Source organism: Sphingobium sp. B11D3D, from assembly GCF_025961755.1.
Taxonomy (GTDB): Bacteria; Pseudomonadota; Alphaproteobacteria; order Sphingomonadales; family Sphingomonadaceae; genus Sphingobium.
The window spans coordinates 1,064,191-1,090,267 of sequence record NZ_JAOQOG010000001.1 but is presented as its reverse complement, the minus strand read 5'-3'; the positions used below and the strand labels follow the sequence as shown (position 1 = coordinate 1,090,267).

General features: G+C 64.7%; 23 protein-coding genes. 14 read left to right on the top strand and 9 right to left on the bottom strand.

Going from position 1 to position 26,077, the window contains the following annotated elements:
• Positions 1 to 54 precede the first annotated feature (54 nt).
• From M2334_RS05140 to uvrB, 5 genes are all read right to left on the bottom strand, one after another.
• Entirely contained in the window at positions 55 to 441 is a 387-nt protein-coding gene (locus M2334_RS05140; protein ID WP_413716137.1) for a DUF2946 family protein, read from the bottom strand.
• Positions 442 to 528: 87 nt separating this feature from the next.
• A complete protein-coding gene (locus M2334_RS05135) occupies positions 529 to 1,770 on the bottom strand; it encodes a DUF445 domain-containing protein (protein WP_264604923.1) in 1,242 nt (413 codons plus the stop codon).
• Between the two features lie 131 nt (positions 1,771 to 1,901).
• Positions 1,902 to 5,042, bottom strand: a complete 3,141-nt coding sequence (locus M2334_RS05130) for an efflux RND transporter permease subunit (protein WP_264573348.1) — start codon at positions 5,040 to 5,042, stop codon at positions 1,902 to 1,904.
• A gap of 98 nt (positions 5,043 to 5,140) precedes the next feature.
• Entirely contained in the window at positions 5,141 to 6,334 is a 1,194-nt protein-coding gene (locus M2334_RS05125; protein ID WP_264585525.1) for an efflux RND transporter periplasmic adaptor subunit, read from the bottom strand.
• 288 nt (positions 6,335 to 6,622) lie between these two features.
• Entirely contained in the window at positions 6,623 to 8,818 is a 2,196-nt protein-coding gene (gene uvrB, locus M2334_RS05120; protein ID WP_264572290.1) for an excinuclease ABC subunit UvrB, read from the bottom strand.
• Positions 8,819 to 9,047: 229 nt separating this feature from the next.
• Between uvrB and M2334_RS05115 the strand changes: the two genes are divergently transcribed.
• The 4 genes from M2334_RS05115 to M2334_RS05100 all read left to right on the top strand — a co-directional run bounded on the left by M2334_RS05115 (position 9,048) and on the right by M2334_RS05100 (position 13,030).
• On the top strand, positions 9,048 to 9,602 hold the full coding sequence (locus M2334_RS05115) for a DUF3617 domain-containing protein (protein WP_264594072.1): 555 nt from the start codon (positions 9,048 to 9,050) through the stop codon (positions 9,600 to 9,602).
• 166 nt (positions 9,603 to 9,768) lie between these two features.
• On the top strand, positions 9,769 to 10,188 hold the full coding sequence (locus tag M2334_RS05110) for a VOC family protein (RefSeq protein ID WP_264585528.1): 420 nt from the start codon (positions 9,769 to 9,771) through the stop codon (positions 10,186 to 10,188).
• Between the two features lie 69 nt (positions 10,189 to 10,257).
• The gene (locus tag M2334_RS05105) at positions 10,258 to 12,135 is read left to right on the top strand and encodes an ABC-F family ATP-binding cassette domain-containing protein (protein ID WP_264587636.1); all 1,878 of its coding nucleotides are present in this window, start codon (positions 10,258 to 10,260) and stop codon (positions 12,133 to 12,135) included.
• Between the two features lie 16 nt (positions 12,136 to 12,151).
• Positions 12,152 to 13,030 carry an arylamine N-acetyltransferase family protein gene (locus tag M2334_RS05100; protein ID WP_264594071.1) on the top strand — a complete coding sequence of 293 codons (879 nt, stop codon included), beginning with the start codon at positions 12,152 to 12,154 and terminating at the stop codon, positions 13,028 to 13,030.
• A 134-nt stretch (positions 13,031 to 13,164) separates the two neighbouring features.
• On the opposite strand, the gene M2334_RS05095 is transcribed toward M2334_RS05100, so the two are convergent.
• Complete coding sequence (locus M2334_RS05095; protein WP_181560320.1) at positions 13,165 to 13,410, bottom strand: GlsB/YeaQ/YmgE family stress response membrane protein; 246 nt, start codon at positions 13,408 to 13,410, stop codon at positions 13,165 to 13,167.
• A 172-nt stretch (positions 13,411 to 13,582) separates the two neighbouring features.
• Between M2334_RS05095 and M2334_RS05090 the strand changes: the two genes are divergently transcribed.
• From M2334_RS05090 to M2334_RS05080, 3 genes are all read left to right on the top strand, one after another.
• A complete protein-coding gene (locus M2334_RS05090) occupies positions 13,583 to 15,106 on the top strand; it encodes a fumarate hydratase (RefSeq protein ID WP_264594070.1) in 1,524 nt (507 codons plus the stop codon).
• A 25-nt stretch (positions 15,107 to 15,131) separates the two neighbouring features.
• A complete protein-coding gene (locus M2334_RS05085; protein ID WP_181560322.1) occupies positions 15,132 to 16,055 on the top strand; it encodes an EamA family transporter in 924 nt (307 codons plus the stop codon).
• 91 nt (positions 16,056 to 16,146) lie between these two features.
• Positions 16,147 to 17,559 carry a methyl-accepting chemotaxis protein gene (locus M2334_RS05080; RefSeq protein ID WP_264595365.1) on the top strand — a complete coding sequence of 471 codons (1,413 nt, stop codon included), beginning with the start codon at positions 16,147 to 16,149 and terminating at the stop codon, positions 17,557 to 17,559.
• A 4-nt stretch (positions 17,560 to 17,563) separates the two neighbouring features.
• Here the strand turns inward: M2334_RS05080 and M2334_RS05075 are convergent, their stop codons facing one another.
• Positions 17,564 to 18,715 (bottom strand): Bcr/CflA family efflux MFS transporter, encoded by a 1,152-nt coding sequence (locus M2334_RS05075; RefSeq protein WP_264606036.1) that lies wholly within the window; start codon positions 18,713 to 18,715, stop codon positions 17,564 to 17,566.
• A 103-nt stretch (positions 18,716 to 18,818) separates the two neighbouring features.
• Entirely contained in the window at positions 18,819 to 19,385 is a 567-nt protein-coding gene (locus tag M2334_RS05070) for a hypothetical protein (protein WP_264575276.1), read from the bottom strand.
• 471 nt (positions 19,386 to 19,856) lie between these two features.
• Between M2334_RS05070 and M2334_RS05065 the strand changes: the two genes are divergently transcribed.
• The 4 genes from M2334_RS05065 (at position 19,857) to M2334_RS05050 (ending at position 23,277) form a co-directional block, all read left to right on the top strand.
• The gene (locus M2334_RS05065) at positions 19,857 to 21,788 is read left to right on the top strand and encodes a ribonucleoside-diphosphate reductase subunit alpha (RefSeq protein WP_413716430.1); all 1,932 of its coding nucleotides are present in this window, start codon (positions 19,857 to 19,859) and stop codon (positions 21,786 to 21,788) included.
• A 257-nt stretch (positions 21,789 to 22,045) separates the two neighbouring features.
• A complete protein-coding gene (locus tag M2334_RS05060; protein ID WP_264571026.1) occupies positions 22,046 to 22,471 on the top strand; it encodes an OsmC family protein in 426 nt (141 codons plus the stop codon).
• Positions 22,472 to 22,580: 109 nt separating this feature from the next.
• Positions 22,581 to 22,925: a glycine zipper 2TM domain-containing protein gene (locus M2334_RS05055; protein ID WP_181560327.1), complete on the top strand. Its 345-nt coding sequence runs from the start codon at positions 22,581 to 22,583 to the stop codon at positions 22,923 to 22,925.
• 55 nt (positions 22,926 to 22,980) lie between these two features.
• Positions 22,981 to 23,277, top strand: a complete 297-nt coding sequence (locus M2334_RS05050; protein WP_264579531.1) for a hypothetical protein — start codon at positions 22,981 to 22,983, stop codon at positions 23,275 to 23,277.
• A 53-nt stretch (positions 23,278 to 23,330) separates the two neighbouring features.
• On the opposite strand, the gene M2334_RS05045 is transcribed toward M2334_RS05050, so the two are convergent.
• Positions 23,331 to 23,744 carry a low affinity iron permease family protein gene (locus tag M2334_RS05045; protein WP_413715532.1) on the bottom strand — a complete coding sequence of 138 codons (414 nt, stop codon included), beginning with the start codon at positions 23,742 to 23,744 and terminating at the stop codon, positions 23,331 to 23,333.
• Between the two features lie 169 nt (positions 23,745 to 23,913).
• On the opposite strand from M2334_RS05045, the gene M2334_RS05040 reads away from it, so the two are divergent.
• From M2334_RS05040 to M2334_RS05030, 3 genes are all read left to right on the top strand, one after another.
• Positions 23,914 to 24,237: a hypothetical protein gene (locus tag M2334_RS05040; RefSeq protein ID WP_264571028.1), complete on the top strand. Its 324-nt coding sequence runs from the start codon at positions 23,914 to 23,916 to the stop codon at positions 24,235 to 24,237.
• Positions 24,238 to 24,413: 176 nt separating this feature from the next.
• Positions 24,414 to 25,610, top strand: coding sequence for an ADP-forming succinate--CoA ligase subunit beta (sucC, locus tag M2334_RS05035; protein WP_181560330.1), 1,197 nt, complete (start codon positions 24,414 to 24,416; stop codon positions 25,608 to 25,610).
• Positions 25,610 to 26,059, top strand: a complete 450-nt coding sequence (locus M2334_RS05030) for a GFA family protein (RefSeq protein ID WP_264604922.1) — start codon at positions 25,610 to 25,612, stop codon at positions 26,057 to 26,059. The genes sucC and M2334_RS05030 overlap by 1 nt, the downstream gene beginning before the upstream one ends.
• Positions 26,060 to 26,077: the final 18 nt, after the last annotated feature.

Genomic DNA, 26,077 nt, shown 5'->3' with positions numbered 1-26,077 from the left:
GACATGCCCGCGCGTAACGACGCGCCGACAGGACCGACAAATCAGCTCAGATTGTCAGGCGTTGGCCGGAGGGCCGCGTAATGGGGGACGGAGATAGGTCTCATGCCGGGGCAGCCGCAGATCGGGCTGCAGCAGGGCCGTCGCGAAGATGAACGCCAGCGCGGCTTCAAGCACGACCGGATCGGTTGCGGCAAGCGCCTGAGCCGTCAGGCCACCGAAGGCGCAGGTCTGATCCGATTGGGTCTGCGGCGTCTTGTCCTTGCCCTCGACGGGAATGTGCAGCGTGATCGGCCCCGCCCCGCCGGACGAGCACAGCTCGACGGTTAGCGTCTTGCCACTGACGACCGGCATGAAGCCCGCCGGCATCAGCGCCTTGAACAGCAACGCGAGGCCGAGCAGCGTGGCAGCCCAGCAGCGGTGCGAATGAACAAGGCGGCGCATATGCAACACGGCCGCGCTCCTAATCCCCTCCGCCGCATTTGTCACCCGCGAACGGATAAAACCTTATAGCGCCCGCGCAGCGGCGGATTAGAACAGATAGCTCAGGCTGTGCAGCGTGAGACCGACCAGACCGCCGACCAGGGTGCCGTTGATCCGGATATATTGCAGATCGCGCCCGACTGCATTTTCCAGCCGTCCGGTGATCGTTCGCGCATCCCAACTGCGGACGGTTTCGGAGACCAGCAGGACGATGCTGTCGCCATAGCGCGCCGCCGTGCCGACCGCGACGCGCCGGGCGAAACGATTGACCACATGCTTGAGCGCGGGATCGTCGCGGAGCGTTTCGCCAAGCTGGCGCACCACCTCACCCATCCGCCCGGCGAGCGCTGCCTGCGGATCACGCGCGGCGCGCAGCATGGCCTCGCGCGCGGCTTGCCAGATGCCATCCAGCCAGCGCTGCATGGCCGGGTTGGCGATCATCTCGTCGCGGATGCGGTCGACCCGCGCCTGCATCTTGGGGTCGGTCTGGAGATCGTCCGCAAGAGTCGCCAGCCCCTCCTCCACCTTGGAGCGCAGCCGGTGCTCGGGGTCGTCAGCAGCCTCCTGCAGCAGCCTGTCCAGCCCGTCGATGATCTTGTTGGCCAAGGTCTCGTCGAGCCCCGTGAAGCGCATGATCTTGCCCGAGCGCTCATGCACGATCTGGCGGATGAGTTCGCGATTGGCTTCCAGCGTCCGCGCGCCCCAGCGGATCAGCGCATCGAGCACCGGCTGGTGGCGCCCGTCCTTCATGGCAGCGGCGAGCAACTGGCCCATCAGCGGCGCTGCATTGAGCTGCCCGATGCGCTGGACCAGCACGCCCTTGAGCATTCCGCCTAGCCGCTCGTCATCCAGCGCTTCCAGAGAATCGGCCAGCAAGCGGGAGGCGCCTCGGCGCAAGCGTCCATCACCGGCAGCCGGCGCCGCCAGCACGCGCCCGGCCGCTCCGGCGACATCCAGCCGGCCCATGCGGCGGGCCACGACGGCGGGCGTGAGGAAATTGTCGCGCAGGAAGACGGCCAGCGTATCGCCGATGCGATCCTTGTTGCGGGGGATGATCGCGGTGTGCGGGATCGGCAAGCCCAGCGGATGACGGAACAGCGCAGTAACCGCGAACCAGTCGGCCAATCCGCCGACCATGGCCGCTTCCGCAAACGCCCGGACGAAGCCCAAAGCCGGATGCGGGTCCTCGAACCGACGCGCCGACACATAGGCAATCGCCATCACGACCAGCAACCCGGTCGCAATGATGCGCATCTGCCGCACGCCGCTATGGACGGGAACCTTGATCATGCGACGTCTCTAGCCGAGTGCTGCCCCTGGGTCATCCGGCAAGGCATCGCGCGGCAGGTCCATCCCGGCACGCGAACCAAGCCGCTGCCGGAAGAAGTCCCGCCAGCGACAAGAGTTCCTGAAACCCCTGCTTATTCGGCTGGCTGAGCGGCCTCGCCCTTGCCGTCATAGGTCAGCACCCGGCGGCGCAGCCACGGGCCGATCCGTTTCTCGACGCCATCGGCGAGGCTGAACGCCGCCGGCACGATCGCAAGGGTGAGCAGCGTCGAGAGGATCAGGCCGCCGATTACGGTGATGCCCATCGGCGAGCGCCAGGCGCCATCACCCGTGAGCGAGAGCGCGGTCGGCACCATGCCGGCGGTCATGGCGACCGTCGTCATCACGATCGGCTGGGCGCGCTTGTGGCCGGCTTCCATGATCGCCTCGAACTTGGGCACGCCCTTGTCCATCTCCTCCAGCGCGAAGTCGATCAGCAGGATCGAGTTCTTGCCGACAATGCCAAGCAGCATGAGCAGGCCGATATAGACCGGCAGCGAAAGCGGCTCGTTCATCACCAGCATCAGCAGCAGGCCACCCAGCGGCGCCAGCGCCAGCGAGCACATGTTCACCAGCGGCGAGATGAAGCGCTTGTAGAGCAGCACCAGCACCGCGAAGACCAGCAGCACGCCAGAGGTCACGGCAATGACGAAGTTCTGGATCAACTCCTCCTGCCAGCGATCGCTGCCGACAGCCTGATTGCTCACGCCCTGCGGCAGGTTGCGCATGGTCGGCAGCTTGTTGATCGCCTCCATGACAGGACCCTTGACCGCGCCCTGCGCCAGATCCGCACCGACGAAGATGCGGCGCTGCTGGGCATAACGCTGGATGGAGGTGGGCCCGGAGCCGAAGCTGATCTCGGCGACGCGGCTGAGCGGCACAGTGCCGCCGCCCGCCGTGGGGACAGGCAGGTTCTCGATGTTCGAGAGGTCGCGCCGCGCCGATTCCGGCAGCATGACCCGGATGGGCACCTGGCGATCGGACAGCGAGAATTTCGCGCTGTTCTGGTCGATATCGCCCAGTGTTGCGATGCGGATCGTCTGGCTGAGCGCGGACGTCGTGACGCCAAGTTGCGCGGCCAGATCGAGCCGCGGACGGATGATGAGCTCCGGCCGCTGCATGTCGGCATTGACGCGCGGCGCCACCACACCGGGCAGGCTCTTCATCTCTTCGGCAACCTTCGTCGCCGTCTCTTCCAGAAGCGCCGGGTCAGAGCCGGAGAGCATCACGGAAATATCGCGTCCCGTGCCGAACCCGCCCTGCTGGGACGCGAACGAGACGCGCGCGTCCGCAATTTCCGCAAGGCGCGGCGCCAGTTCGCGCTCGAACTCGATGCTGGTCCGCTTGCGGTCCTTCTTGAGCGTGATGAAGATACGGGCATTGCCCTCGCCGACGTTCGCCATGGCGGTATCGACTTCCGGCTGCTTGTTCAGCAGCTCGGTCACCTGATCGGCAATGGCCTCGCTCTGACGGAGCGTGGTGCCCGGCACTGCCTCGATATTGATCCGGCTGAAGTCCTGATCAGCATTGGGCTCGAACTGCTTGGGCATCGAGATGAGCAGGATGACGGTTAAGGCAAAGGCCGCCAGACCAAAGCCCATCATCCAGACGCGATGATCGAGGAAGCGTGCGCGAATCCGCCGCCCCAGCCCGCCGCCCCGGGCATAAGCCTTAGCCTTGCGATCATCGAGCGCCCAGCCAAGCAGGCTCATATAGCGGTCCATCAGCCAGCCTTCGCCATGCTTCTCCTCGCCATGATGTTCGAGGAAGTAAGCGGCGACCAGCGGCGTGATCATGCGCGCGACGGCAAGGCTGATCAGCACGGCGATGACGACCGTGAAGCCGAAATTCTTGAAGAACTGACCGGTGATGCCGGGCATCAAGGCGACTGGAAAGAACACCGCGACGATGGACATGGTGGTGGCCACCACCGCGAGGCCGATCTCGTCGGCCGCGTCGATGGAGGCCTGATAGGCTGTCTTGCCCATGCGCATGTGCCGCACGATGTTCTCGATCTCCACGATCGCATCGTCGACCAGCACGCCGGCCACCAGACCGAGCGCGAGCAGGGAGAGGGAGTTCAGGTTGAACCCCATCAAATCCATGAAATAGAAGGTCGGGATCGCCGAGAGCGGAATGGCGATGGCGCTGATCACCGTCGCACGCCAGTCGCGCAGGAAGATGAACACCACGATGACGGCGAGCACCGCACCCTCGATGAGAGCGTGCATCGAGCTGCTATACTGGCTCTTGGTATAGTTCACGCTGTTGAAGCGCTGGTAGAAGCGAATGCCGGGATTTTCCGTCTCAAGCTGCTTCAACACCTTGAGCGTTTCATCGAAGACGCTGACGTCCGACGCGCCCTTGGCGCGCTCGATGGAGAAGTTGACGACCTGCTTGCCGCCGACTTTCGCCAGGCGCTTTTGCTCGCCATAGCCATCGGTCACGCTGGCAATGTCCGCCAGCAGGATCGTGCGGCCGTTGCCCAGCGATATCTGGGTCTGGCCGAGGCTGTAGGCATCCTGCGCATTGCCCAGCACGCGCACCGACTGACGCGAGCCGGCGATCTCCGCCTGGCCGCCCGCCGCGTTGACGTTCACCTGACGCAGCGCCTGGTTGACCTGCGACGCCGTAACGCCGAGCGACTGCATCTTGGCCGGATCCAGCGTCACGCGAATTTCGCGATCGACGCCGCCGCCGCGCCCGACGCGCGCCATGCCTTCGATGCCGAGCAGGCGCTTGGCCACCGTATCGTCGACGAACCAGCTCAACTGCTCGATCGTCATGTCCGACGCCTGGACCGAGAAAAACGCGATCTCGGCGCCGCCCACTTCGACCTTCTGGACGAAGGGCTCGAGAATGCCATCGGGAAGATCGCTGCGAATCTGGTCGACCGCGTTCTTCACTTCTTGGGTAGCGACGTTGGAATCGACGCCGATCTGGAACTGGACGAAAGTCTGGCTCGATCCTTCGCTGGCCGTCGACTGGATTTCATCGACGCCATTGATCGACCGCACCGCCGCCTCGACGCGCTGGGTGATCTGTGTCTCGATTTCCGTCGGCGCGGCGCCCGGCTGGCTGATCGTGACGTTGACGGCCGGAAAATCGATGTCCGGATTGTCCACGACGGCCATGCGGCTGAACGCAATGATGCCCGCCAGCAGCAGGCCGATGAAGAGCACGATCGGCGGCACCGGATTGCGGATGCTCCAGGCCGATATGTTGCGAAGACTCATCTCGTCTGTCCTGCCAATCTAGCGTGTGACGGCCGCCACAAGCAGCGGCGCCCTGTTAGACGTCGCCCGTTAGACGTCGCCCTGTCAGGCGTCGCCGGTCAGCCGCCAGCCCTTCCGTCCGTTGCACTCTTCGCGAGCCGGGGCTTGACCGTCTCGCCCGGGCTGAGGAAGCCGCCGGCATAGAGCACGACGCGCTCCGAACCATTGAGCCCCTGCACCACGGCGATGCCCCGCGTTGTCACGGCACCCGTCTTCACCGACCGGCGCTCGACCTTGTTATCCTTGCCGACGACGTAGACATAGCTGCCCTTCGGGTCGCTCTGAATCGCGGACTCCGGCAGGACTGCTGCCGACACGCGCTCCATGGCAATCTCCGCATTGGCGAAACCACCCGGACGCAGCGCGGCATTATAAGGCACGGCGATGCGGACGATGCCCTGGCGCGACGTCTGGTCGATCACCGGCGCGATCTGCCACACGCGGCCCTCGAAGCTCTGCGTCATGCCGACAGGCGTCACGCGTGCCACGGCGCCTTCGGACAGCAAGGCCAGCTCGTCTTCGGAGAGCAGCGCCTTCATTTCCATTTCGCCCGCGCGCGCGATGCGGAACAGCACGCCGCTGCCGCCAGAGACGACCTGCCCCGGCTCGACCGAGCGCGTCAGCACCAGCCCTGCGGCGGGCGCGCGAATATCCAGCCGCCCGACCTGCGCGCGCATCTGGTTGAGCTGCGCCACGGCCACATTGACCCGGGCCACGGCAGCATCGCGCGTCGCGGTCTTCTGGTCGATGTCGGCGCGGGACACGAACCCGTCGCTCACCAGCGCCTTGGCGCGATCAAGATTGTTCTGGGCCAACTTGGCATCGGCCCGCGCGACCTGCACGGACGCTTCGAGCTGGGAAATCTGCTGGGCCTGCACCGAGCGCTCGATGGTCGCGAGAATCTGATTCGCGCCGACCCAGTCGCCCGGCTGAACATGAACGGCGACCACGCGGCCACCCTCGCCAACCACGCCGACGGGCATATCCACCCGCGCTGCCAGCGAGCCGGTGGCATTGGCGGTGCGCGTCACGGCTTCCTGCGCGGGCACGGCGACGGTGACGATTGCCACCTGGCTGACCTGCTCGCCCTGATCGCCCGAACCGCCGAAGAATCGATAGGCCAGCATGGCGATGACCGCCAACGCGACCAGCGCGCCAACGACCAGCAGCAGGCGCCGCCGCTTCTGCCGACTCTCGGCCTCTTCCGGGTCCACACTGGACACGCCGTATTTCATGTTCGCTTCATAGTTCATGAGTTTCGCCGCCTAGGCGCCCCTTAGCTCGAACTGTATTACATGAATAAGTCACTATCGACAAGCGGGATTATACCCACCTTCTCGCAGCCGCAACACCCTGTGCTCACTTCGCTTTCTAAGCTGAAGACCTTACAGGACAGCAGCATGAATGAACGCTGAGCAAAAGCGATGCTCGGCGGATGCGCCTGCATGAAATCCGAGTGTTACAGCGGTGCCGGCTTGTAGACTTCGTCTACTTGCTGTCAAACGAAATTGAGCCGCGAAAAGTCTCCACCGCTTGTGAGGCTAGCGCCCCATTTTTCGCTGCGTCTTGCCATAGCGCATCTTGCGCGTGCCGGGTTTGCCCTCCGTTGCGCGGCCAAGATAGCGCCCGGCATTGGCGGTGACCTGCTGATCGACAGGGAGCCCCAATTCTTCGGCTTCCAGCTTGCGGATCTGGTCGCGCAGGCGGCCGGCTTCCTCGAATTCGAGATCGGCGGCAGCGGTGCGCATCTTCTTTTCGAGATCCTCGATATAGGCGCGCAGATTATGGCCCACCATGTGCGGCGCATCGTCGAGGCCGGTGTCGACGGTCACCTGATCCTTGCTGGCGACATGGGCGATGATGTCGCCGATCTGCTTCTTCACGCTTTCCGGCGTGATGCCATGTTCCAGATTATAGGCGACCTGCTTCTCGCGGCGACGGTTCGTTTCGTTGAGCGCGCGCTCCATCGAGCCTGTCATGCGGTCGGCATAGAGGATCACGCGGCCATCGATGTTGCGCGCGGCGCGGCCGATGGTCTGGATGAGGCTGGTTTCCGAGCGCAGAAAGCCTTCCTTGTCGGCATCAAGAATGGCAACGAGCCCGCATTCGGGGATATCCAGACCCTCGCGCAGCAGGTTGATGCCCACGAGCACGTCATAGACGCCCAGGCGCAAGTCGCGGATCAGCTCGATGCGTTCCAGCGTCTCGACATCACTGTGCATGTAGCGGACCTTGAGGCCTGCCTCATGCATGAACTCGGTCAAATCCTCAGCCATGCGCTTGGTGAGCGTGGTCACGAGGGTGCGGTAGCCCTTTTGCGCGGTCAGCTTGGCTTCATGGATCAGGTCGTCCACCTGATCCTCGACCGGCTTGATCTCCACCGGCGGATCGATGAGACCGGTCGGGCGGATGACCTGCTCGGAGAAGGTGCCGCCGGTCTGCTCCATCTCCCAGTTGCCGGGCGTGGCGGAGACGCTGACCGTCTGCGGGCGCATCGCGTCCCATTCGTTGAAGCGCAGCGGGCGGTTGTCGATGCAGCTTGGCAGGCGGAAGCCATATTCGGCGAGCGTCACCTTGCGGCGATGATCGCCCCGCGCCATCGCGCCGATCTGCGGCACGGTCTGGTGGCTCTCATCCACGAACAGGATCGCGTTTTCCGGCAGATACTCAAACAACGTCGGCGGCGGCTCACCCGGCAGGCGGCCGGTGAGGAAGCGGGAATAATTCTCGATGCCCGCGCAGGAGCCCGTGGCCGCGATCATCTCCAGATCGAAGTTGGTGCGCTGCTCCAGCCGCTGCGCCTCCAGCAACTTACCCTCCTCGACCAGCTCCTTCAGCCGCTCGGTCAGCTCATGGCGGATCGCCTCCATCGCCTGCTTGAGCGTCGGACCGGGGGTAACATGGTGCGAATTGGGGAAGACCTTGACGTAATCGAGGCTCGCCGCCTTCTTGCCGGTCAGTGGATCGAACTCGACAATCTCCTCGATCTCGTCGCCGAAGAAGCTGATCCGCCAGGCATTATCCTCATAGTGGCTCGGGAAAATCTCCAGATTGTCGCCCCGAACGCGGAAGTTGCCGCGCGCGAAGGCGGCATCGTTGCGCTTATATTGCAGCGCCACGAGCTTGCGGATGATCTCGCGCTGATCGGCGCTCTCGCCCTTCTTGAGGCTGAAGGTCATCGCCGAATAGGTTTCGACCGAACCGATACCGTAAATGCACGAGACGGACGCGACGATGATCACGTCATCGCGCTCCAGCAGCGACCGGGTCGCCGAGTGGCGCATCCGGTCGATCCCCTCGTTCACGCTCGACTCTTTCTCGATGTACGTATCCGAGCGAGGCACATAGGCCTCGGGCTGGTAATAATCATAATAGCTGACGAAATATTCCACCGCATTGTCAGGGAAGAAGCTCTTGAACTCCCCATAGAGCTGGGCGGCGAGGATCTTGTTGGGCGCCAGCACCAGCGCGGGGCGCTGTACCGCTTCGATCACCTTCGCCATGGTGAAGGTCTTGCCCGAGCCGGTGACGCCGAGCAGCACCTGATCCTTCTCACCAGCTTCTGCCGCCTCGACCAGCTCGGCAATGGCGGTAGGCTGGTCGCCGGCCGGCTGATAATCGCTCACCAGCTTGAAACGCCTGCCACCCTCCGCCTTTTCCGGGCGTGCCGGACGGTGGGGAACGAAGGACTGGTCGGTCTGGGGTTCAGCCAGATTTGTGCGGATTTGGATCGCCATAGGGGGAATATGGCGATTGTGGCCGCCGGCGGCAATGGGGCGGAAGAACAAAGCGGGATCGACGATGACTGGGCCCGCCATCATGATATGGGGTGAGCGTCAATCAGGCTTTTGCCACCGATCCGTCCGTCGTGCCGTTCTCGAGCTTGCCCTGCGGAGGCTAAAGCGCCATCACCGGCCGGACGAGCTTGGACACACAGGTGCCGGGCCTTGCGAAGAGGACATGCCCATGCGCGCCGTTTTTCTGATCACCCCTACCCTTCTTGTCCTCTCCGGCTGCAATAGCGGCCCGAATGTCTCGGCGACCAACGCGACGCCCGAGGAAGTGCAGCAGCAAGTGGCGGCTGCCGGCGGCGATGGCGTCATGGTCAGCCCCGGCCGGTGGGAAGGCCAGATGACGGTGCAGGACATCGAGATGCCCGGTCTGCCCGCCGAAGCGCGTGATCACATGAAGGCGCAGATGGGCGCCGGGCGAAGCTTCACCAGTTGTGTGACCGAAGAGGATGTGAAGGAGCAGAAGGCCTTTTTCACCGGCGAGCACGACAAGAGCTGCAAATATGATCACTTCACGATGAAAAATGGTAAGATTTCCGCGCTACTCAAATGCGATGGCGGGGCGCAGGGCCGCATGGAAATGAAGATGGACGGCGAATATGCCCCCGACCGCTACCGGATGGAAATGGCCTCAAAGGCCCAAGGCGGAGACGCCGCAGGCGAGATGACGATGAAGATGACAGTAGATGCCAAGCGGGTCGGCGCCTGCAAGGGAGACGAACAGGGCTGACAGCCTCGGGGCGAGAGGGACCCGCCCATGCGAAGCGTTTCAATTCGGGGCGGCAGAACTAGCGTGGAGCGCCACCGGTTAGCACCAGCCGAATTCTACTGTATGGAGCCGCTGGTTCGCGCGGCGTTGAGTCGGGCAAGCGGTCCATCCCGGCGGAGAGGCACCCATGATCGGCTACACGACGGTGGGCACCAATGACCTGCAGCGCGCCATGGCCTTCTATGATGCGCTGTTCGGCAGTGTCGGCATCCGGCGGTTGCTGGAGCTGCCGCATATCGCGGCCTGGGGCGCCAGCTGGAGCAAGCCGATGTTCGGCGTCGCCAAGCCCTTCAATGGCGGGCCGGCGACGCCCGGAAACGGGGCGATGGTCGCCATGGGCCAGCGCACGCGGGAGAAGGTGCGGCGATTGCATGGCAAGGCCATCGAAATGGGCGGGGTGGATGAAGGCCCGCCCGGTCTGCGCAGCGCCGATGGGAGCCAGGCCTTCTACGCCGCTTATGTGCGGGATCTCGATGGGAACAAGCTCTGTTTCTACTGCGTCGGTCCCGGCGAAGGCGATGCGGAGACGGCTGCGCTGGCCGGCTAGATCCGCAAACACGGCCGGCGGTCAGAATTTTCCGGACGACCTGCGCTGCGCTTGTGCTAACGGCGCGCCATGCTGACCATCAATGATATCACCGTGCGGCTGGGGGGCCGTGTCATTCTCGATGCCGCGAGCGCGGCATTGCCGCCGCGGTCGCGGGTCGGCCTGATCGGCCGCAACGGCGCCGGCAAGTCCACCCTGATGAAGACGATCATCGGGGAACTCGACCCCGATGGCGGATCGGTCGACATGCCGCGCGACACGCGGCTGGGCTATATCGCGCAGGAAGCGCCGAGCGGCAGCGCCACGCCGTTCGAGACCGTACTCGCTGCCGATACCGAGCGCGCGGCGCTGCTGGTGGAGAGCGAGACATGCGAAGACCCGGACCGGCTGGGCGATCTGCACGATCGCCTGATCGCCATCGATGCCTACACCGCGCCCGCGCGCGCGGGCCGCATCCTCACGGGCCTCGGCTTCGATGAAGAGATGCAGAACCGGCCGCTCGACAGCTTCTCGGGCGGGTGGAAGATGCGCGTCGCGCTGGGCGCCCTGCTCTTCTCCGAGCCGGACCTGCTCCTGCTCGACGAGCCATCCAACCACCTAGACCTCGAAGCGACCTTGTGGCTGGAAAGCTTCCTCAAGGAGTATCGCGGCACGGTGCTGGTGATCAGCCACGAGCGCGACCTGCTCAACAATGTCGTGGACCACATCCTGCATCTGGAGGGCGGCAAGATCACCCTCTATCCAGGCGGCTACGATGCCTTCGAGCGGCAGCGCGCCGAGCGGCTCGCCCAGCTCGAATCAGCCCGCGAGAAGCAGGCGGCAGAGCGTGCCAAGCTGCAGGATTATGTCGCGCGCAACAGCGCGCGCGCCAGCACGGCCAAGCAGGCGCAATCGCGGGCCAAGGCGCTGGCCAAGATGCAGCCCATCGCCGCTGCGCTGGAAGACCCCAGCCTGTCCTTCGACTTCCCCGATCCCGAAGCGCTGCGCCCGCCGCTCATCACGCTCGACATGGCGTCGGTCGGCTACAATGAGACCCCGATCCTCCAGCGCCTCAATCTGCGCATCGACCCCGATGACCGCATCGCGCTGCTCGGCAAGAACGGCAACGGCAAGACGACGCTGGCCCGGCTACTGGCCGCGCAATTGCCAGCCATGGAAGGCGCGATGAACGCCTCGGGCAAGATGAACGTCGGCTATTTCACCCAATATCAAGTGGAAGAGCTGGATACGGAAGACACACCGCTGGAGCACATGACCCGGCAGATGAAGGGCGCCACCCCCGGCGCGGTGCGGGCGCAGCTTGGGCGGTTCGGCTTTTCAGGCATAAGGGCAACCCAGAAGGTCGGGTCGCTCTCCGGCGGCGAACGCGCGCGGCTGGCGTTGGCGCTGATCACCCGCCACGCGCCGCACCTGCTGATCCTCGACGAGCCGACCAACCACCTCGACGTCGATAGCCGCGAGGCTCTGGTGCAGGCGCTCAACAGCTATTCCGGCGCGGTGGTGATCGTCAGCCACGACCGGCACATGATCGAGCTGGTCGCCGACCGGCTGGTGCTGGTCGATAGCGGACTGGCGCAGCCTTTTGACGGCAGCCTTGAGGATTATACCGACTTCGTGCTCGGGCGCGGTGCCAGTGCCCCGGCGAAGGAGAGCGGGTCCAAGAACGACCGCAAGGCCGATCGTCGCGCGAACGCCCAGGCACGGGAGCGCTACAAGGCGCTGCAGGCGGCTGTGAAGAAGACAGAGAAAGCGCTGGCCGATCTCACCGCCGAGCGCTCGCGGATCGATCTCGCCCTGTTCGATCCGGCAAAGGCTGGCCCGCAGGAAAAGGACCGGACGATGAGCGAACTGATGCAGCGGCGCGCCAAGCTGGACGGCGCCATCGAACAGGCCGAACAGAGCTGGATGGAAGCCAGCGAGGCGCTCGATAGCCTCGACGCGGCCTGACCGGGGCGAGCCTGCCATGACCGCCGCCGCCCGCCTCGACGCCTATCTGGCCCGCCTCGGCCTTGAGTCCGCGCCGGCACTCGATGCGGAGGGCCTGGCCATTCTTCAGGCGGCGCAGCGCCGGCGCATCGCGTTCGAGAATCTGGATGTCCGCCTGGGCCGCCCGATCCTGATCGATGGGGACAGCGTGTTCGACAAGCTCATCACCCGGCGACGCGGGGGCTATTGCTTCGAGCAGAACCGGCTGTTTGCCGACATGTTGGGCACGCTTGGCCTGCCGGCCAGGCCGCTGCTCGCGCGGGTGTTGCTCGGCGCGGCGCCCGGCGACATCCCGCCGCGCACGCATACGCTGTTGCTGCTCGAGATCGAAGGCCAGCCTTGGGTAGCCGATGCCGGATTCGGCGGCAGTTTCGTGCCGCCCCTGCCCTTGCAGGACGGCGCCGAGGCCACGACGCCCGACGGGGCCAGCCATCGCTTGCGCCGGACCGGCCAGCCCGGCGACGTCCTCGGCGAATGGCTGCTGGAGCGCGCCGGCCCGACGGCCTCCACCGACGGGCGCAGCGCTGAGACCGACGACTGGCAACCGCAATATGCGTTCCACCTCGATCCGGTGGCACCGGTCGATCTGGAGCAGTGCAACCACTGGACCTCCACGCGTGCGGACTCGCGCTTTACGACCCTGCACATTGTCAGCATCGTCCTGCCCGACGGCTTTGCCGCGCTGACCGAGCGGAGTTTCTCGATCGCGCGGGGGTCTACCCGCGAAATCCGAGATATTGCCGCTCCGGAAGAGTATCGGGCAACGCTGGCGGAGGTTTTCGGCCTCACACTTTCGTCGGACGACGTAACGAGCCTGCCCCTGTTCGCGCCGAAGAGCCATGAAGGCGGCGGATGATAAGCGAGTTTGCCCCGGTCTCAATGTTGCGGTGCTCCTGCGGAAGCAGGAGCCCAGGGCCTCGGGGCACAGCGGTTGCGCCCTGGGTTCCTGTTTTCACAGGAACACAAGGCGGTTCCTAGGCTTGACCGCGCCTAGCTCAATGATCGCACGATGAAGATCAGCAGCATCCCACCCAGCACGGAGCCGATGAAGCCGACCGGGCGGAAGTTGCCGCTTTTGCCATCCATCAGCCCCGCGACGAAGCCGCCGATGATGCCACCGCCGATGCCGAGCAGGATCGTGGCGATCCAGCCGAGGTCCACGGCGCCGGGATAGAAGAAGCGCGCGAAGACGCCAACGATGAGGCCGACGACGATATAGCCGATGATCCGGAACATTGATGCATCCTTCCTGCCTGCGGCGTCATGAGCGCGCGCCGCTGAGCGGTTATTGCGCGGATCGGCGCGCGCCGCAACGGCGTCGAGCGCTTGCCTGCGCAGGGCAAAGGCGTATAGCGCCCGGCATCCAAACCGCCTTTCCTTGCCATTTGCCGGGAGTCTCACGCGCGCCATGACCGTGACCATCAAGACCGCCGACCTGATCGAAAGCGTCGCCGATGCGCTTCAGTTCATCAGCTACTATCACCCGATGGATTATATCCGCGCGCTGGGCACGGCCTATGAAGCGGAGCAAGGGCCGGCGGCCAAGGACGCCATCGCGCAGATCCTCACCAACAGCCGCATGTGCGCCGAGGGCCATCGCCCGATCTGCCAGGATACCGGCATCGTCAACGTGTTCGTGAAATGGGGCATGGATTGCCGCCTCGACGACACCAGCAAGTCGCTGCAGGAGGTCGTCGACGAGGGGGTGCGTCGCGCTTATCTCAACCCCGAGAACAAGCTGCGCGCATCCGTGCTGGCCGACCCCGCCTTCACGCGGCGGAACACCAAGGACAACACGCCCTGCGTGCTGCATGTCGAAATGGTGCCGGGCCATCATGTCCATGTCGATGTCGCGGCCAAAGGTGGTGGCAGCGAGAACAAGTCCAAGTTCAAGATGATGAACCCGGCTGACAATATCGTCGACTGGGTGCTTGAAATGCTGCCGCAAATGGGCGCCGGCTGGTGCCCGCCGGGGATGCTCGGCATCGGCATCGGCGGCACGGCCGAGCATTGCGTCCACCTCGCCAAGAAGGCGCTGATGGAGCAGATCGACATGGCCAGCCTCAAGGCGCGCGGGCCGCAGACGGACATCGAGGCGCTGCGCATCGAGATTTTCGACAAGGTGAACGCGCTCGGCATCGGCGCCCAGGGTCTGGGCGGGCTTGCTACGATCCTCGACGTCAAGATCCTCGATGCGCCCTGCCATGCCGCTGGCAAGCCAGTGGCGATGATCCCCAATTGCGCCGCCACGCGCCACGCGCATTTCTCGCTCGATGGCTCCGGCCCGGCCTATCTGGAAGCGCCCAAGCTCGATGAATGGCCCAAGGTGGACTGGAAGCCGAGCGCCGAAGCGATCCGCGTCGATCTCGATGCGCTCACGCCCGAGATGGTGCAGAGCTGGAAGCAGGGCGACCGCCTGCTGCTCAACGGCAAGATGCTCACCGGCCGCGATGCCGCCCACAAGCGCATTCAGGACATGCTGGCGCGCGGCGAGCAACTTCCGGTCGAGTTCAAGGGTCGCGTCATCTATTATGTCGGCCCTGTCGATCCGGTCGGCGAGGAAGTGGTCGGCCCGGCTGGCCCCACGACCGCGACCCGCATGGACAAGTTCATGCGCATGATGCTCGACCAGGGCCTGCTCGCCTGCGTCGGCAAGGCCGAGCGCGGCCCGGCGGCGACCGAGGCGATCAAGGAGGCCAAGAGCGCTTATCTGATGGCAGTCGGCGGCGCGGCCTATCTCGTCGCGCGGGCGATCAAGGGCAGCAAGGTCGTCGGCTTCGAGGATCTGGGCATGGAAGCGATCTACGAGTTCGAGGTGCAGGACTTCCCCGTCACCGTCGCGGTGGATAGCGAAGGCAACAACGTCCACCAGCTCGCGCCGCTCGTTTGGCAGGAGAAGATCGCCCGGGAAGGCCTGCTGGAGAAAGCATGAACCTGACCCGGCATAGGGCGCAGCGTTGATTTCTTCGCCGATCTGGCTGCCGGCGACGCTGCTGGCCGGCCTGCTTCAGGCGTGGCGGACGGCCGTGCAACGGCGCGTCGGGCAGATGATGTCCGTGAATGCCGCTGGCCTTGTGCGCTATCTCTACGGCCTGCCCTTCGCGGCGGTGCTGATGCTGGGCTATCACGCCCTGCTGCGGGACGGGCTGTTCCCGGCCTTCTCCAGCGCCACCGTCATCTATAGCGCATTGGGCGGGCTGGCGCAGATACTGGCGACGAACCTGCTGCTGATGGCCTTCCATCATCGCAATTTCGTCGTCGGCACCGCCTACTCCAAGACGGAAGCCGCGCAGGGCGCCCTGCTCTCCATCCTGCTGCTCGGCGAAACGCTGAGCCTGCTGGCCTGGATCGGCATCGCCATTGGCGTGGTGGGCGTCATGCTGCTCTCGACCGGCGGCAAGCGGATGAGCGCGGGCGATTTTCTGCGAGCGCTCGGCCAGCCCGCTGCGCGCTACGGCATCGCATCCGGCTTCTTCTTCGCGCTCACCGCGATCGCCATTCGGCGCGCGACGATGGATGTGACCACGCCCGACCCTATTTCCGCAGCGCTCACGGTGCTGGTCATCACCGTTGCCCTGCAGACGGTGATGCAGGGCGGCTACCTGCTGTGGCGCGAGCCGGAACAGGTGCGCAGGGTGTTCGAGACATGGCGCGTCTCGGGTCAGGTCGGCTTTCTCTCCGCACTCGGCTCGGCCTGCTGGTTCACCGGCTTTGCGACGGCACCGGTAGCGCTGGTGCGGATCGTCGGCCAGAGCGAGGTCGTCTTCACGCTCAGCTTTGCGCATTTCTATCTGCGCGAGCGCCTGCGCCGGAGCGAAGTGATCGGCCTGCTGCTGGTGGTGAGCGCGGTGGTGCTGGCGCTGCTCGGCGCCCGAGATTAGGGCGACGCGCCACTAATACCGCACTGCACAACGTCATTTTAACCGCTTGTTCCTAAACCGCCCGTCGAGCGGGAGACAAAAGCGCGTGAACATGACGAACCGGCTGGAAACGACGATCTTGCATGTCGCCGAGCATACCGGCGCGCTCGGCCTGCGCACGCTCGACCTGCAGGTGGACATTGCCGAGCTGGCCGACCGCGTGACCGATCAGGCATCCATGCTCGAAACGCTCGAAGATGCCGCGATCGCGCTGGGCCAGATGGGCGATGACGTAGGCGACAATGCCGATCAGGCCCGCGCGCAGGCCAGCACCGCGCGCAAGGTGGTCGATGATTCGAGCACGCAGCTCGCCTCCGCCTCGCAGAATGTGCTGGATCTGATCGATCAGGTATCCCGCATTCACGAGCGGCTGGATGGGTTCAATCTCGCCCTTGCCAGCGTGAGTGACACCAGCAAGGTGATCAGCGGCATTGCCGGCCAGACCAATTTGCTGGCGCTCAACGCCGCTATCGAGGCCGCCCGCGCCGGCGACGCCGGACGGGGTTTTGCGGTGGTGGCGGCGGAAGTGAAGAAGCTGGCGCAGGAGACGGCCCTCGCCACGCAGCAGATCGAAGGGTCCATCCGCGAGTTGCGCAGTGAAGCGCAGACCATGCTCGATCGAATCGCTCAGGGCGCGGAAAAGGCCAATGGTGCCCATGCCGCCTCGGGCGAGATCGCCGCGCTGGTCGCGCGGTTGCGGGATCTGATCCTCGGCCTCTCCGGCAACAGCGAGGCGGTGTCGGCCAACATCCACGCTATCCTCGGCTCGGTCGGCGAAATCCGCACCGGCCTCTCCGACCTTGCCGATGCCTCCATCGACAATGCCATCGGCCTCCAGCGGCTATCTACGCGCGTCATCGACGTGAGCGAGGACACCAACCAGCTGCTCCAGTATCTGGCCGAAAGCGGCGTCGACATCCCGGATTCGCCTTATATCCGCTTTGCGTCCGAAGCGGCGGCGGCCATGGCTTCTGCCGTCGAGGAGGCCATCGCAGCCGGCGAGATCACGGCCGATCAGATCTTCACGGACGATTATGAGCCGCTGGCGAGCAGCAATCCGCCGCTGTTCAGCCATCCTGCCCAGCCTCTGATCGAGCGGATTGCGGCGGGCTGGCGGGACGGTGCGCGGCAGCTGCTAGGGCTGGTTAGCTTCAATTGCCTCGACCGCAACGCCTTTTGCGCGCTCGCTCTCCCCGTGCAGGGGATGGAGCAACCGTCAGCGGCCCTGGAGCAGGCGAGCGATCAGGGCCAGCAGGGGCAGATGCTCAATGCGCCGCACATGCGCGCGCTGGCGCGGAACACGCGACCGTTCACCGTGCGGACGAGTCGCCGCCCGCTGGCGCAGGGCAGAAGCGGGCTGTTCAAGCAGGTGGTGGCGCCGCTCTCCATTGCGGGCCAGCATTGGGGCGTCATCGAACTGATCTATCAGCCGCCGCTGGCTGCGCCGCTCACCATCGCAGCCTGACGGCTCAGGCGCGTTGGCGCGGCACCAGATGCCAGGCGCACACCGTCGCCATGCCGCCGCAAACCATCAGGGCCAGAGCGAGCGAAACCGGCTCTCCCGCCGTCACGCGCGAGAAAATCGCCACGATCAGGCCGGCCAGCGCGAGCTGGACGAAACCCAGCAAGGCCGAGGCCTGACCGATGCTGTGCGGATGGGTGGACAAGGCGCCGGCCTGCGTCTGCGGCTGCACGATGCCCCAACCCATGGTATAGAGCATCTGCGGGATCACCAGCGCGACCCATATGTGCGGCCACACAGAGACGGCGAGCAGCATGAGCAGCGGCCCGGCCGCCTGGAACAGCACGCCGACCCGTAAGGTGCCATCCACGCCCAGGCGACGGACGAGACGATAGGACAGGAAATTGCCCGCGATGAACCCGGCCGTCGCCAGCGAGAGCATCGCGGCATAGCCGGCGGCCGAGACGCCGAGATAATCGATGATGACTTGCGGCGCGGCAGAAGAAAACAGCAGGATGCCGCTGTAAGCAAAGGCGTTCGCGATGATGTAGGCCATCAACGCGCGCGACCGGGCAAGGCCTGCGAGGGTGCGGAACAAGGCGCGCAGATCAAAGGGGAGCCGCTCTTCGCGCGCCAGCGTTTCCGGCAAGCGCAGGGTCGTCACGATGACCAGCACACCGCCCATCACGGCCAGTGCCACCAGGGGCGCACGCCAGCCGCCTGTCGCCACCAGAACGCCGCTGATGAGTGGTGCCAACGCGGGAGTGAACCCCATGATGATGCCGATCAGCGCCAGAGCGCGCGCGGCGTCCTCCCGGCCGAGCTGATCGCGGACCATCGTGCGGGCCAACAGCACCGCTGCGGCCGCCCCGACGCCCTGCAGCGCACGAGCCGCGAGCAGCATCGGGAAGCTCTCCGCAAATGCACCCAACAGGCCCGCTAGCGTAAACAGCAGCAACCCGCCGATGACGACCGGCCGGCGGCCTAGTGCATCCGCGCACATGCCGCCGAGCAGCTGCGCGATGGCGAAGCTGATCACGAACGCGCTCATCGCGGTCGGCATATGAGTGGGGTCTGCCCCAAGGCCGCTCGCAATGGCCGGCAGGGCGGGAGACACGCCCTCGATGGCGGCCGGCAAGGTGGCCGTCAGCGCGGCCAGCAGCAGGACATGGCCGAGCGGGAGATGCGACGGTGCGGAGGCGCCGGGCGCCGCGACGCCGGGCGCCGCCTTGGAAGGATGATCAGTCAGAATGGGGGTCCGTTCAACTGTTGCCGGGGCCGTCCAGCTTGCCGAACCGCGCCTCGAAGCCGGCAGTGTCGCCGCGCGCCAGGAAGCCGGCTTGCTCCACCCAATTGTCGCGCACGATGCGGCCCTTGAAGGTGCCCAGATTGGCATCGACCGTTGCAATGTCCGCCGCGTTCCAGGCGGCGATCTGGTCGAAGCGGGTAATCCCGAGCTCCGTCAGCAAAGCGGCCAGCTTCGGCCCGACGCCCTTGAGGAGACGCAGATTGTCCGGCGCACCCACCGCTGCGGGGATGCCGATGGCGTTTGGGGCCGTGTTGACTTGAGCTTGAGCCGGAGCCGGAGCCGGAGCGACCGGAGCAGCAGCAACCGATACCGGGGCCTCTGCGGCAACCTGCGGCTCGTGCTTGCCCTCGAATTTATGCACGACTTCCTCGGCGATGTTGCGTGCCGCTTCCGTCACCGCGCCCACGGCGGTGGCCGAGGTATCGATATGGTCCGCCGCTCCGAATCGTGACCGGAAAACCCACACCAGCAGAATGATGAGCGCGATTGCGCCGATGATCATGATGATGCCTTGGGACATGCCGACAATCCTCTGTGCCTGACTCTTCGACCGATCCATAAGGCGGCCTCGGCGGATTTGCCAGCATCACGACGGCGCGCGTTTCGGTGCGCATCGCCAGGCCCGTCCCTATGGCCGGCCTTTTCCACATCTTTATTTTTCCGGCCCGCTTTCTGCGCTTGCTTTCCGGCAAGCCCGCGCAGGACCGCGCGTCGCTGCACTGCAGCATAAGCAGGCATCGCCCAACCGAGTCATTTCGTCGATGAAATGCGGCCTCGCGATCGCCATTATACCTTGCATCCGCAATCATCTGTGGCACTATCAATAGTGTTAGGGGTCCGGGGGCTACGCTATAGATTGTGCTTCGTGATGTTCTGGATAGCGCGCCAAGGCGCGTGACCCGGCGGAAAATCCCGCCGACATCCGAATTTGAGGTCTCTCCGGCCAAGGCTTGACGAAACCGAACGAAGCAAGAACATTGGGGGTTAAATCATGGAGTTTCGGGATTTGCAGGCGGAAGGTTTGGCAGAAGCAACGCTGGCCAGCGAGGGTATCATGGAGACTGTGCGGACGGGCGATGCGCCTGAAAAGGCGCCCAAGAAGGCGGCAGCATCGAACACCATCGACGCCCGCCGCTTCGACGTGGTGACCGATTCCATGCGCGATGCCCTGCTGACCGAGTTCGGCAAGGAGACGCTCAAGGATCGCTATCTGCTGCCCGGCGAATCCTATCAGGATCTGTTCGCGCGCGTTGCTGCGGCTTATGCCGACGATGAGGCGCACGCCCAGCGCATCTACGACTATATCTCCAAGCTGTGGTTCATGCCCGCGACGCCCGTGCTCTCCAATGGCGGCACCGGGCGCGGCCTGCCCATCTCCTGCTATCTCAACAGCGTGGATGACAGCCTGGAAGGCATCGTCAACACCTGGAACGAGAATGTCTGGCTCGCCTCGCGCGGCGGCGGCATCGGCACCTATTGGGGCAGCGTGCGCGGCATCGGCGAGCCGGTCGGCCTCAACGGCAAGACCAGCGGGATCATTCCCTTCGTCCGCGTGATGGATTCGCTCACCCTCGCGATCAGCCAGGGCTCGCTGCGGCGCGGCTCGGCGGCCTGCTATCTGGATGTGTCTCACCCCGAGATCGAGGAGTTCCTCGAAATCCGCAAGCCGTCGGGCGACTTCAACCGCAAGGCGCTCAACCTGCACCATGGCGTGCTCATCACCGATGAGTTCATGGAAGCGGTGCGCAACGGCACTGAATTCCAGCTCCGCAGCCCCAAGGACGGCAGCGTGCGCGCCACCGTCGACGCCCGCTCGCTCTTCCAGAAGCTGGTCGAGACGCGGCTGGCGACCGGCGAGCCCTATATCGTCTTCTCGGACACGGTGAACCGGATGATGCCCAAGCATCATCGCGACGTGGGCCTGAAGGTCTCCACCTCCAACCTCTGCTCGGAAATCACCCTGCCGACCGGCAAGGACCAGTTCGGCGAGGATCGCACCGCCGTGTGCTGCCTCTCCTCGCTCAACCTCGAAACCTGGGACGAGTGGAACGGCGACAAGATGTTCATCGAGGACGTCATGCGCTTCCTCGACAATGTGCTGCAGGACTATATCGACCGCGCACCGGACGAGATGGCCCGCGCCAAATATTCCGCCGGCCGCGAGCGGTCCGTTGGCCTCGGCGTCATGGGCTTCCACAGCTTCCTGCAGGCGCGCGGCATCTCCTTCGAAGGCGCCATGGCCAAGAGCTGGAACCTGCGCATCTTCAAGCATATCAATGCCAAGGCAAACGAGGCCTCGATGGTGCTGGCGCAAGAGCGCGGCCCCTGCCCCGACGCGGCCGATCAGGGCGTGATGGAGCGCTTCTCCTGCAAGATGGCGATCGCCCCCACCGCGTCGATCAGCATCATCTGCGGCGGCACCTCGGCGTGCATCGAGCCGATCCCGGCGAATATCTACACGCACAAGACGCTCTCGGGCAGCTTCATCGTCAAGAACCCCTATCTCGAGAAGATCCTCGCGGCGAAGTCCAAGGATTCGACCAATGTCTGGAATTCGATCCTCGAGAAGGGCGGCAGCGTGCAGCATCTCGACTTCCTGACCCAGGAAGAGAAGGACACGTTCAAGACCAGCTTCGAGATCGACCAGCGCTGGCTGCTCGAGCTGGCCGCCGACCGCGCGCCGTTCATCGACCAGGCGCAGTCCTTGAACCTGTTCATCCCGGCCGACGTGGAGAAGTGGGATCTGCTGATGCTCCACTTCCGCGCCTGGGAGCTGGGCGTGAAGTCGCTCTATTATCTGCGCTCCAAGTCCATCCAGCGCGCCGGCTTCGCGGGCGGCGTGGAGGCGGACAACACAGCCGAGCTCAAGAAGATCGAGCTGGGCGAGTCCACCGATTATGACGAGTGCCTCGCCTGCCAATGATCCCCCGGATCATCGGCGCATCTCGGCTCTGCACTCTCGCCTGCCAGTAAGTGTCGGCCCTGCTACTCAATCATTCCCTTATGGGCCGGAGCGCATCGCGTCTCCGGCCCATATCTTTCACAGGCGACGCCTCCCCCATGCATTGTCGCCAAATCCTCCAGCAAAGATGGTACGATCTGGCACGTCGCCCTTCAGGCAACCGAGCGCGGGGGGCGTTCGTTCAACGATATTGCGCAACGCGTTCAAGGAGACAGCATATGACCACCCGGACAGCATCGGCTCAATATGAAGGCATGGGCAAGGCCGGCAAAGGCCGCCTCACCACCCAATCCGGCGTGCTCAAGGAGCAGCCCTATGGTTTTGGCACCCGGTTCGGCGATGAACCCGGCACCAATCCCGAGGAGCTGATCGCGGCGGCCCATGCCGGTTGCTTCACCATGGCGCTCTCCTTCGCGCTGGAGCGCGCCGGCTATGCGGACGGGTCGCTCGACACCAAGGCTTCGGTCAAGCTCGAACAGGGCGACGGCGGCTTTACGATCACCCGCTCGGACCTGGTGCTGGAAGCCACCGTCCCCGGCATCGACCCGGATGAGTTTGCGCGGATCGCGGAAGAGGCGAAGAAGACCTGCCCGGTCTCGAAGCTGCTCAATGCCGAGGTGACGCTGGAACATCGCCTGAGCTGATCCGGCACGCGAGCGCGCAGCAGGACAGGTTCTGCGATCCCTCGGAACGACCTCGCCTTCCAGCCGTTATCTCTGCCAACAAGGGCAGGACGATCAGAAAGGCAAGGACATGACTTTCGCAGGATTTCGCACACCGGCCATCGCGCTCGCAGCCGCGACCATGACCCTCGCAGGGTGCAGCGACATGGGCCTTGGCGGCGGCCCCGGCTACGCCTCGAACAATGATGGCTATGTGCTGGGCGCCAATGACCCGATCTACCGTGACGACCGAGGCGGCTACTATTGCCGCAAGCCGGACGGCACGCGGGGCGCGATCATCGGCGGCCTTGCCGGGGGCGTTCTCGGCAACATCATCGCGCCCGGCGGCAGCAAGACGATCGGCACGATCATCGGCGCTGCAGGTGGCGCCGTGGCTGGTCGCGCCATCGAACGCGGCGAGGTGCGCTGCCGTTAAGGCCTCGCCGGCCAACGCAAACGTCTTCGCAACATTCGCAAATCAGGAGAGCATCATGCTGAAAACATTTTTCTATGGAGCGGTCGCCGCCTTCATCGGCTCGAAGCTCAAGAAGATGAACGATGAGGGACGCCTCGAGCCGTATAAGGATCGCGCTCGCAAGCGCGCTCAGGAGCTCAAGGACAAGCTAGCGGAACATCGCCAGACGTCCGAGACGGATACGGCCCGGCAGGGGATCGGCAAATCGCTGTCGTCCGACAAAGCACAAGCCAGTGCTTCGGCGTCGCCGGACGTTTCGAAGCCCGCAAAGGCCCATCCTTGGCCGGTCGATCCACAGGCCATGCCGAGCTAAGCGCTCAGTCCTCCCCATAAAACGGGCGCCCGAATGGCGCCCGTTTTGCTTTGTCAGCGCCGCTCGATCAGCCTGTTGAGCTCCACCTGGCGCTGGGCGATCAATTCCGGCACCGCGTCGATTTCCTTCTCCAAGGCATCCCGCAGGCTGCAAATCTGCGCATCCGTAAGGTGCTCGATGCCGATATAGCCATTCTGCGCGGACTCGATGGCGCGGATAAGCTCGTCCAGCTTGACCTGCATGGCGCTCGCATCGCGGTTCTGGGCATTCTGGATCAGGAACACCATGAGGAAGGTCACGATGGTCGTGCCGGTGTTGATGACCAGTTGCCAGGTATCAGACCACTGAAAGAGCGGCCCGCTGACCCCCCATATGACGATGATGCCCAAGGCGAGAACGAAGGTGAATGGCTGGCCCGTCCAGCTCGCCATGCGACTGGCAAAACGGGTGAAAAACATCTCGATCATAGTGCGCATTCCAGCAGGGAGGATGCGGCGGATGTGTAACCGGTCGGGGCCGGGCTGGCCAGCAAGCAGGCACGCACACCAAGGATGCTGCGCCCGCCTGTGCGCCAAGACAGAGCAGCCGAAACGCAGGCTCTAGGCATGAGCCGCCTGGCCGGCTAATCTCCCGCGCATGAAGCTCACCTCCGCCCGCGCGCTTGCCGCCCTCGCCCTGCCCGCAGCCATTTTGTTGAGCAGCTGCGCGACGCCGGAAAGTCGCATTCGCGCAGGGCTCGTGCGCGCTGGCCTCAGCGAGCCGATGGCCGGCTGCATGGCGCGCACCCTCACGGATCGCCTGAGCAATGCGCAGCTTCGCCGGATCGCGACGCTGACCGATGGACGCGGTATCGACCCGAACCGGACGACGGTGAGCGAAATGGTTCGCCACTTGAGCACGTTGGGCGATCCAGAAATCCTGCGGGCGGCTACAGCATCGGCCATTAGCTGCGCGATCTGACACACAGACCCGACGTCTTCGAGCCAATCCGCCTCGCGAGACCTTGACCGGCGCCGCGCTGGTCTACGCGTAAATATCGCATCCGAGCCGTCGATTTTGCAACTTTGCAAATTACGCCGGCGTCGGCTTGGGCTATGGCGCGGCCAACCTCTTCTCAGGCTCAGGATACTGCACCCATGAACATCCATGAATATCAGGCCAAGGAACTGCTCGCGAAATTTGGCGCCCCCGTCCCCGCCGGCCATGCAGCGCTGACCGTGGCGGAAGCCGTCGAGGCCGCCAAGTCGCTCCCCGGCCCGCTCTATGTGGTGAAGGCGCAGATCCATGCCGGCGGGCGCGGCAAGGGCAAGTTCAAGGAGCTCGGTCCGGATGCCAAGGGCGGCGTGCGGCTGGCCAAGACGATCGAGGAAGTCGAGGCGCACGCCAAGGACATGCTCGGCAACACGCTGGTGACGATCCAGACCGGCGAGGCCGGCAAGCAGGTCAACCGCCTCTACATCACCGATGGCGTCGACATCGAAAAGGAATTCTACCTCGCCCTCCTCGTGGACCGCGCCAGCGGCCGCATCGCCATGGTCGCTTCGACCGAGGGCGGCATGGACATCGAGGAAGTGGCGCACTCCACGCCCGAGAAAATCCACACCATCACCATCGACCCGGCGACCGGCTTCATGCCGCATCATGGCCGCCGCGTGGCTGCCGCGCTGGAGCTTTCCGGTGATCTCGCCAAGCAGGCCAGCAAGGTCGCCGGCGCGCTCTACAAGGCGTTCCTCGGCACCGATGCCAGCCAGATCGAGATCAACCCGCTCGCCATTGCCGGCGGCAAGATCCAGGTGCTCGATGCCAAGGTCGGCTTCGACGGCAACGCGCTGTTCCGCCACCCGGACCTGATGGAACTGCGCGACGAGACCGAGGAAGACCCCGCCGAACTGGAAGCGAGCAAGTACGACCTCGCCTACATCAAGCTGGATGGCGACATTGGCTGCATGGTCAACGGCGCGGGCCTTGCCATGGCGACGATGGACATCATCAAATTGAACGGCATGTTTCCGGCCAACTTCCTCGATGTGGGCGGCGGCGCCTCCAAGGAGAAGGTGACGGCGGCATTCAAGATCATCCTCTCCGACCCGGCAGTGAAGGGCATTCTGGTCAACATCTTCGGCGGCATCATGCGCTGCGACATCATTGCCGAGGGCATTGTCGCAGCGGCCAAGGAAGTGAATCTCTCGGTGCCGCTGGTTGTGCGGCTTGAGGGCACCAATGTGGCGCAGGGCAAGGAAATCCTCGCCAATTCCGGCCTCGCCATTGTGCCGGCCGACGATCTGGGCGATGCCGCCAAGAAGATCGTGGCCGAGGTGAAGGCACTGGCCTGATGCAGGGCGCGGCAGAGGGCGGTTGCCGCTGTGGCAAGCTGCGCTTCCGGGTGACCGGAGCGCCGCTATTCACGGCGGCCTGCCACTGCCGCGGCTGCCAGCTGATGACGGCGAGCGCCTTCTCGCTGAGTAGCTGCTATCTCTCGACCGGTTTCGAAGTGATCGCCGGAGAGCCGGTGATCGGTGGATTGCACGGGGCAACCCGGCATTTCTTCTGCGATCATTGCCTGAGCTGGGTGTTCACGCGGCCGGACGGCATGGACGAGATCGTCAACGTGCGCACGACCCTGCTGGATGTGCCACCGACGGACCCACCCTTCCTCGAAACCTATACCTCGGAAGCGCTGCCCTGGGCAGTCACGAAAGCCAGACACAGCTTCGAGACCTTCCCGCCCATGGAGCAATTCCAACCCCTCATGGCGGAATTCGCCAGTCTCGCGCACGGTTGACGTTAACGTGAACGTCAA

Coding starts and splice junctions, on each gene's coding strand:
- M2334_RS05140 (WP_413716137.1), bottom strand. CDS start 441: ATGCGCCGCCTTGTTCATTCGCACCGCTGCTGGGCTGCCACGCTGCTC.
- M2334_RS05135 (WP_264604923.1), bottom strand. CDS start 1,770: ATGATCAAGGTTCCCGTCCATAGCGGCGTGCGGCAGATGCGCATCATT.
- M2334_RS05130 (WP_264573348.1), bottom strand. CDS start 5,042: ATGAGTCTTCGCAACATATCGGCCTGGAGCATCCGCAATCCGGTGCCG.
- M2334_RS05125 (WP_264585525.1), bottom strand. CDS start 6,334: ATGAACTATGAAGCGAACATGAAATACGGCGTGTCCAGTGTGGACCCG.
- uvrB (WP_264572290.1), bottom strand. CDS start 8,818: ATGGCGATCCAAATCCGCACAAATCTGGCTGAACCCCAGACCGACCAG.
- M2334_RS05115 (WP_264594072.1), top strand. CDS start 9,048: ATGCGCGCCGTTTTTCTGATCACCCCTACCCTTCTTGTCCTCTCCGGC.
- M2334_RS05110 (WP_264585528.1), top strand. CDS start 9,769: ATGATCGGCTACACGACGGTGGGCACCAATGACCTGCAGCGCGCCATG.
- M2334_RS05105 (WP_264587636.1), top strand. CDS start 10,258: ATGCTGACCATCAATGATATCACCGTGCGGCTGGGGGGCCGTGTCATT.
- M2334_RS05100 (WP_264594071.1), top strand. CDS start 12,152: ATGACCGCCGCCGCCCGCCTCGACGCCTATCTGGCCCGCCTCGGCCTT.
- M2334_RS05095 (WP_181560320.1), bottom strand. CDS start 13,410: ATGTTCCGGATCATCGGCTATATCGTCGTCGGCCTCATCGTTGGCGTC.
- M2334_RS05090 (WP_264594070.1), top strand. CDS start 13,583: ATGACCGTGACCATCAAGACCGCCGACCTGATCGAAAGCGTCGCCGAT.
- M2334_RS05080 (WP_264595365.1), top strand. CDS start 16,147: ATGACGAACCGGCTGGAAACGACGATCTTGCATGTCGCCGAGCATACC.
- M2334_RS05070 (WP_264575276.1), bottom strand. CDS start 19,385: ATGTCCCAAGGCATCATCATGATCATCGGCGCAATCGCGCTCATCATT.
- M2334_RS05065 (WP_413716430.1), top strand. CDS start 19,857: ATGGAGTTTCGGGATTTGCAGGCGGAAGGTTTGGCAGAAGCAACGCTG.
- M2334_RS05060 (WP_264571026.1), top strand. CDS start 22,046: ATGACCACCCGGACAGCATCGGCTCAATATGAAGGCATGGGCAAGGCC.
- M2334_RS05055 (WP_181560327.1), top strand. CDS start 22,581: ATGACTTTCGCAGGATTTCGCACACCGGCCATCGCGCTCGCAGCCGCG.
- M2334_RS05050 (WP_264579531.1), top strand. CDS start 22,981: ATGCTGAAAACATTTTTCTATGGAGCGGTCGCCGCCTTCATCGGCTCG.
- M2334_RS05045 (WP_413715532.1), bottom strand. CDS start 23,744: ATGATCGAGATGTTTTTCACCCGTTTTGCCAGTCGCATGGCGAGCTGG.
- M2334_RS05040 (WP_264571028.1), top strand. CDS start 23,914: ATGAAGCTCACCTCCGCCCGCGCGCTTGCCGCCCTCGCCCTGCCCGCA.
- sucC (WP_181560330.1), top strand. CDS start 24,414: ATGAACATCCATGAATATCAGGCCAAGGAACTGCTCGCGAAATTTGGC.
- M2334_RS05030 (WP_264604922.1), top strand. CDS start 25,610: ATGCAGGGCGCGGCAGAGGGCGGTTGCCGCTGTGGCAAGCTGCGCTTC.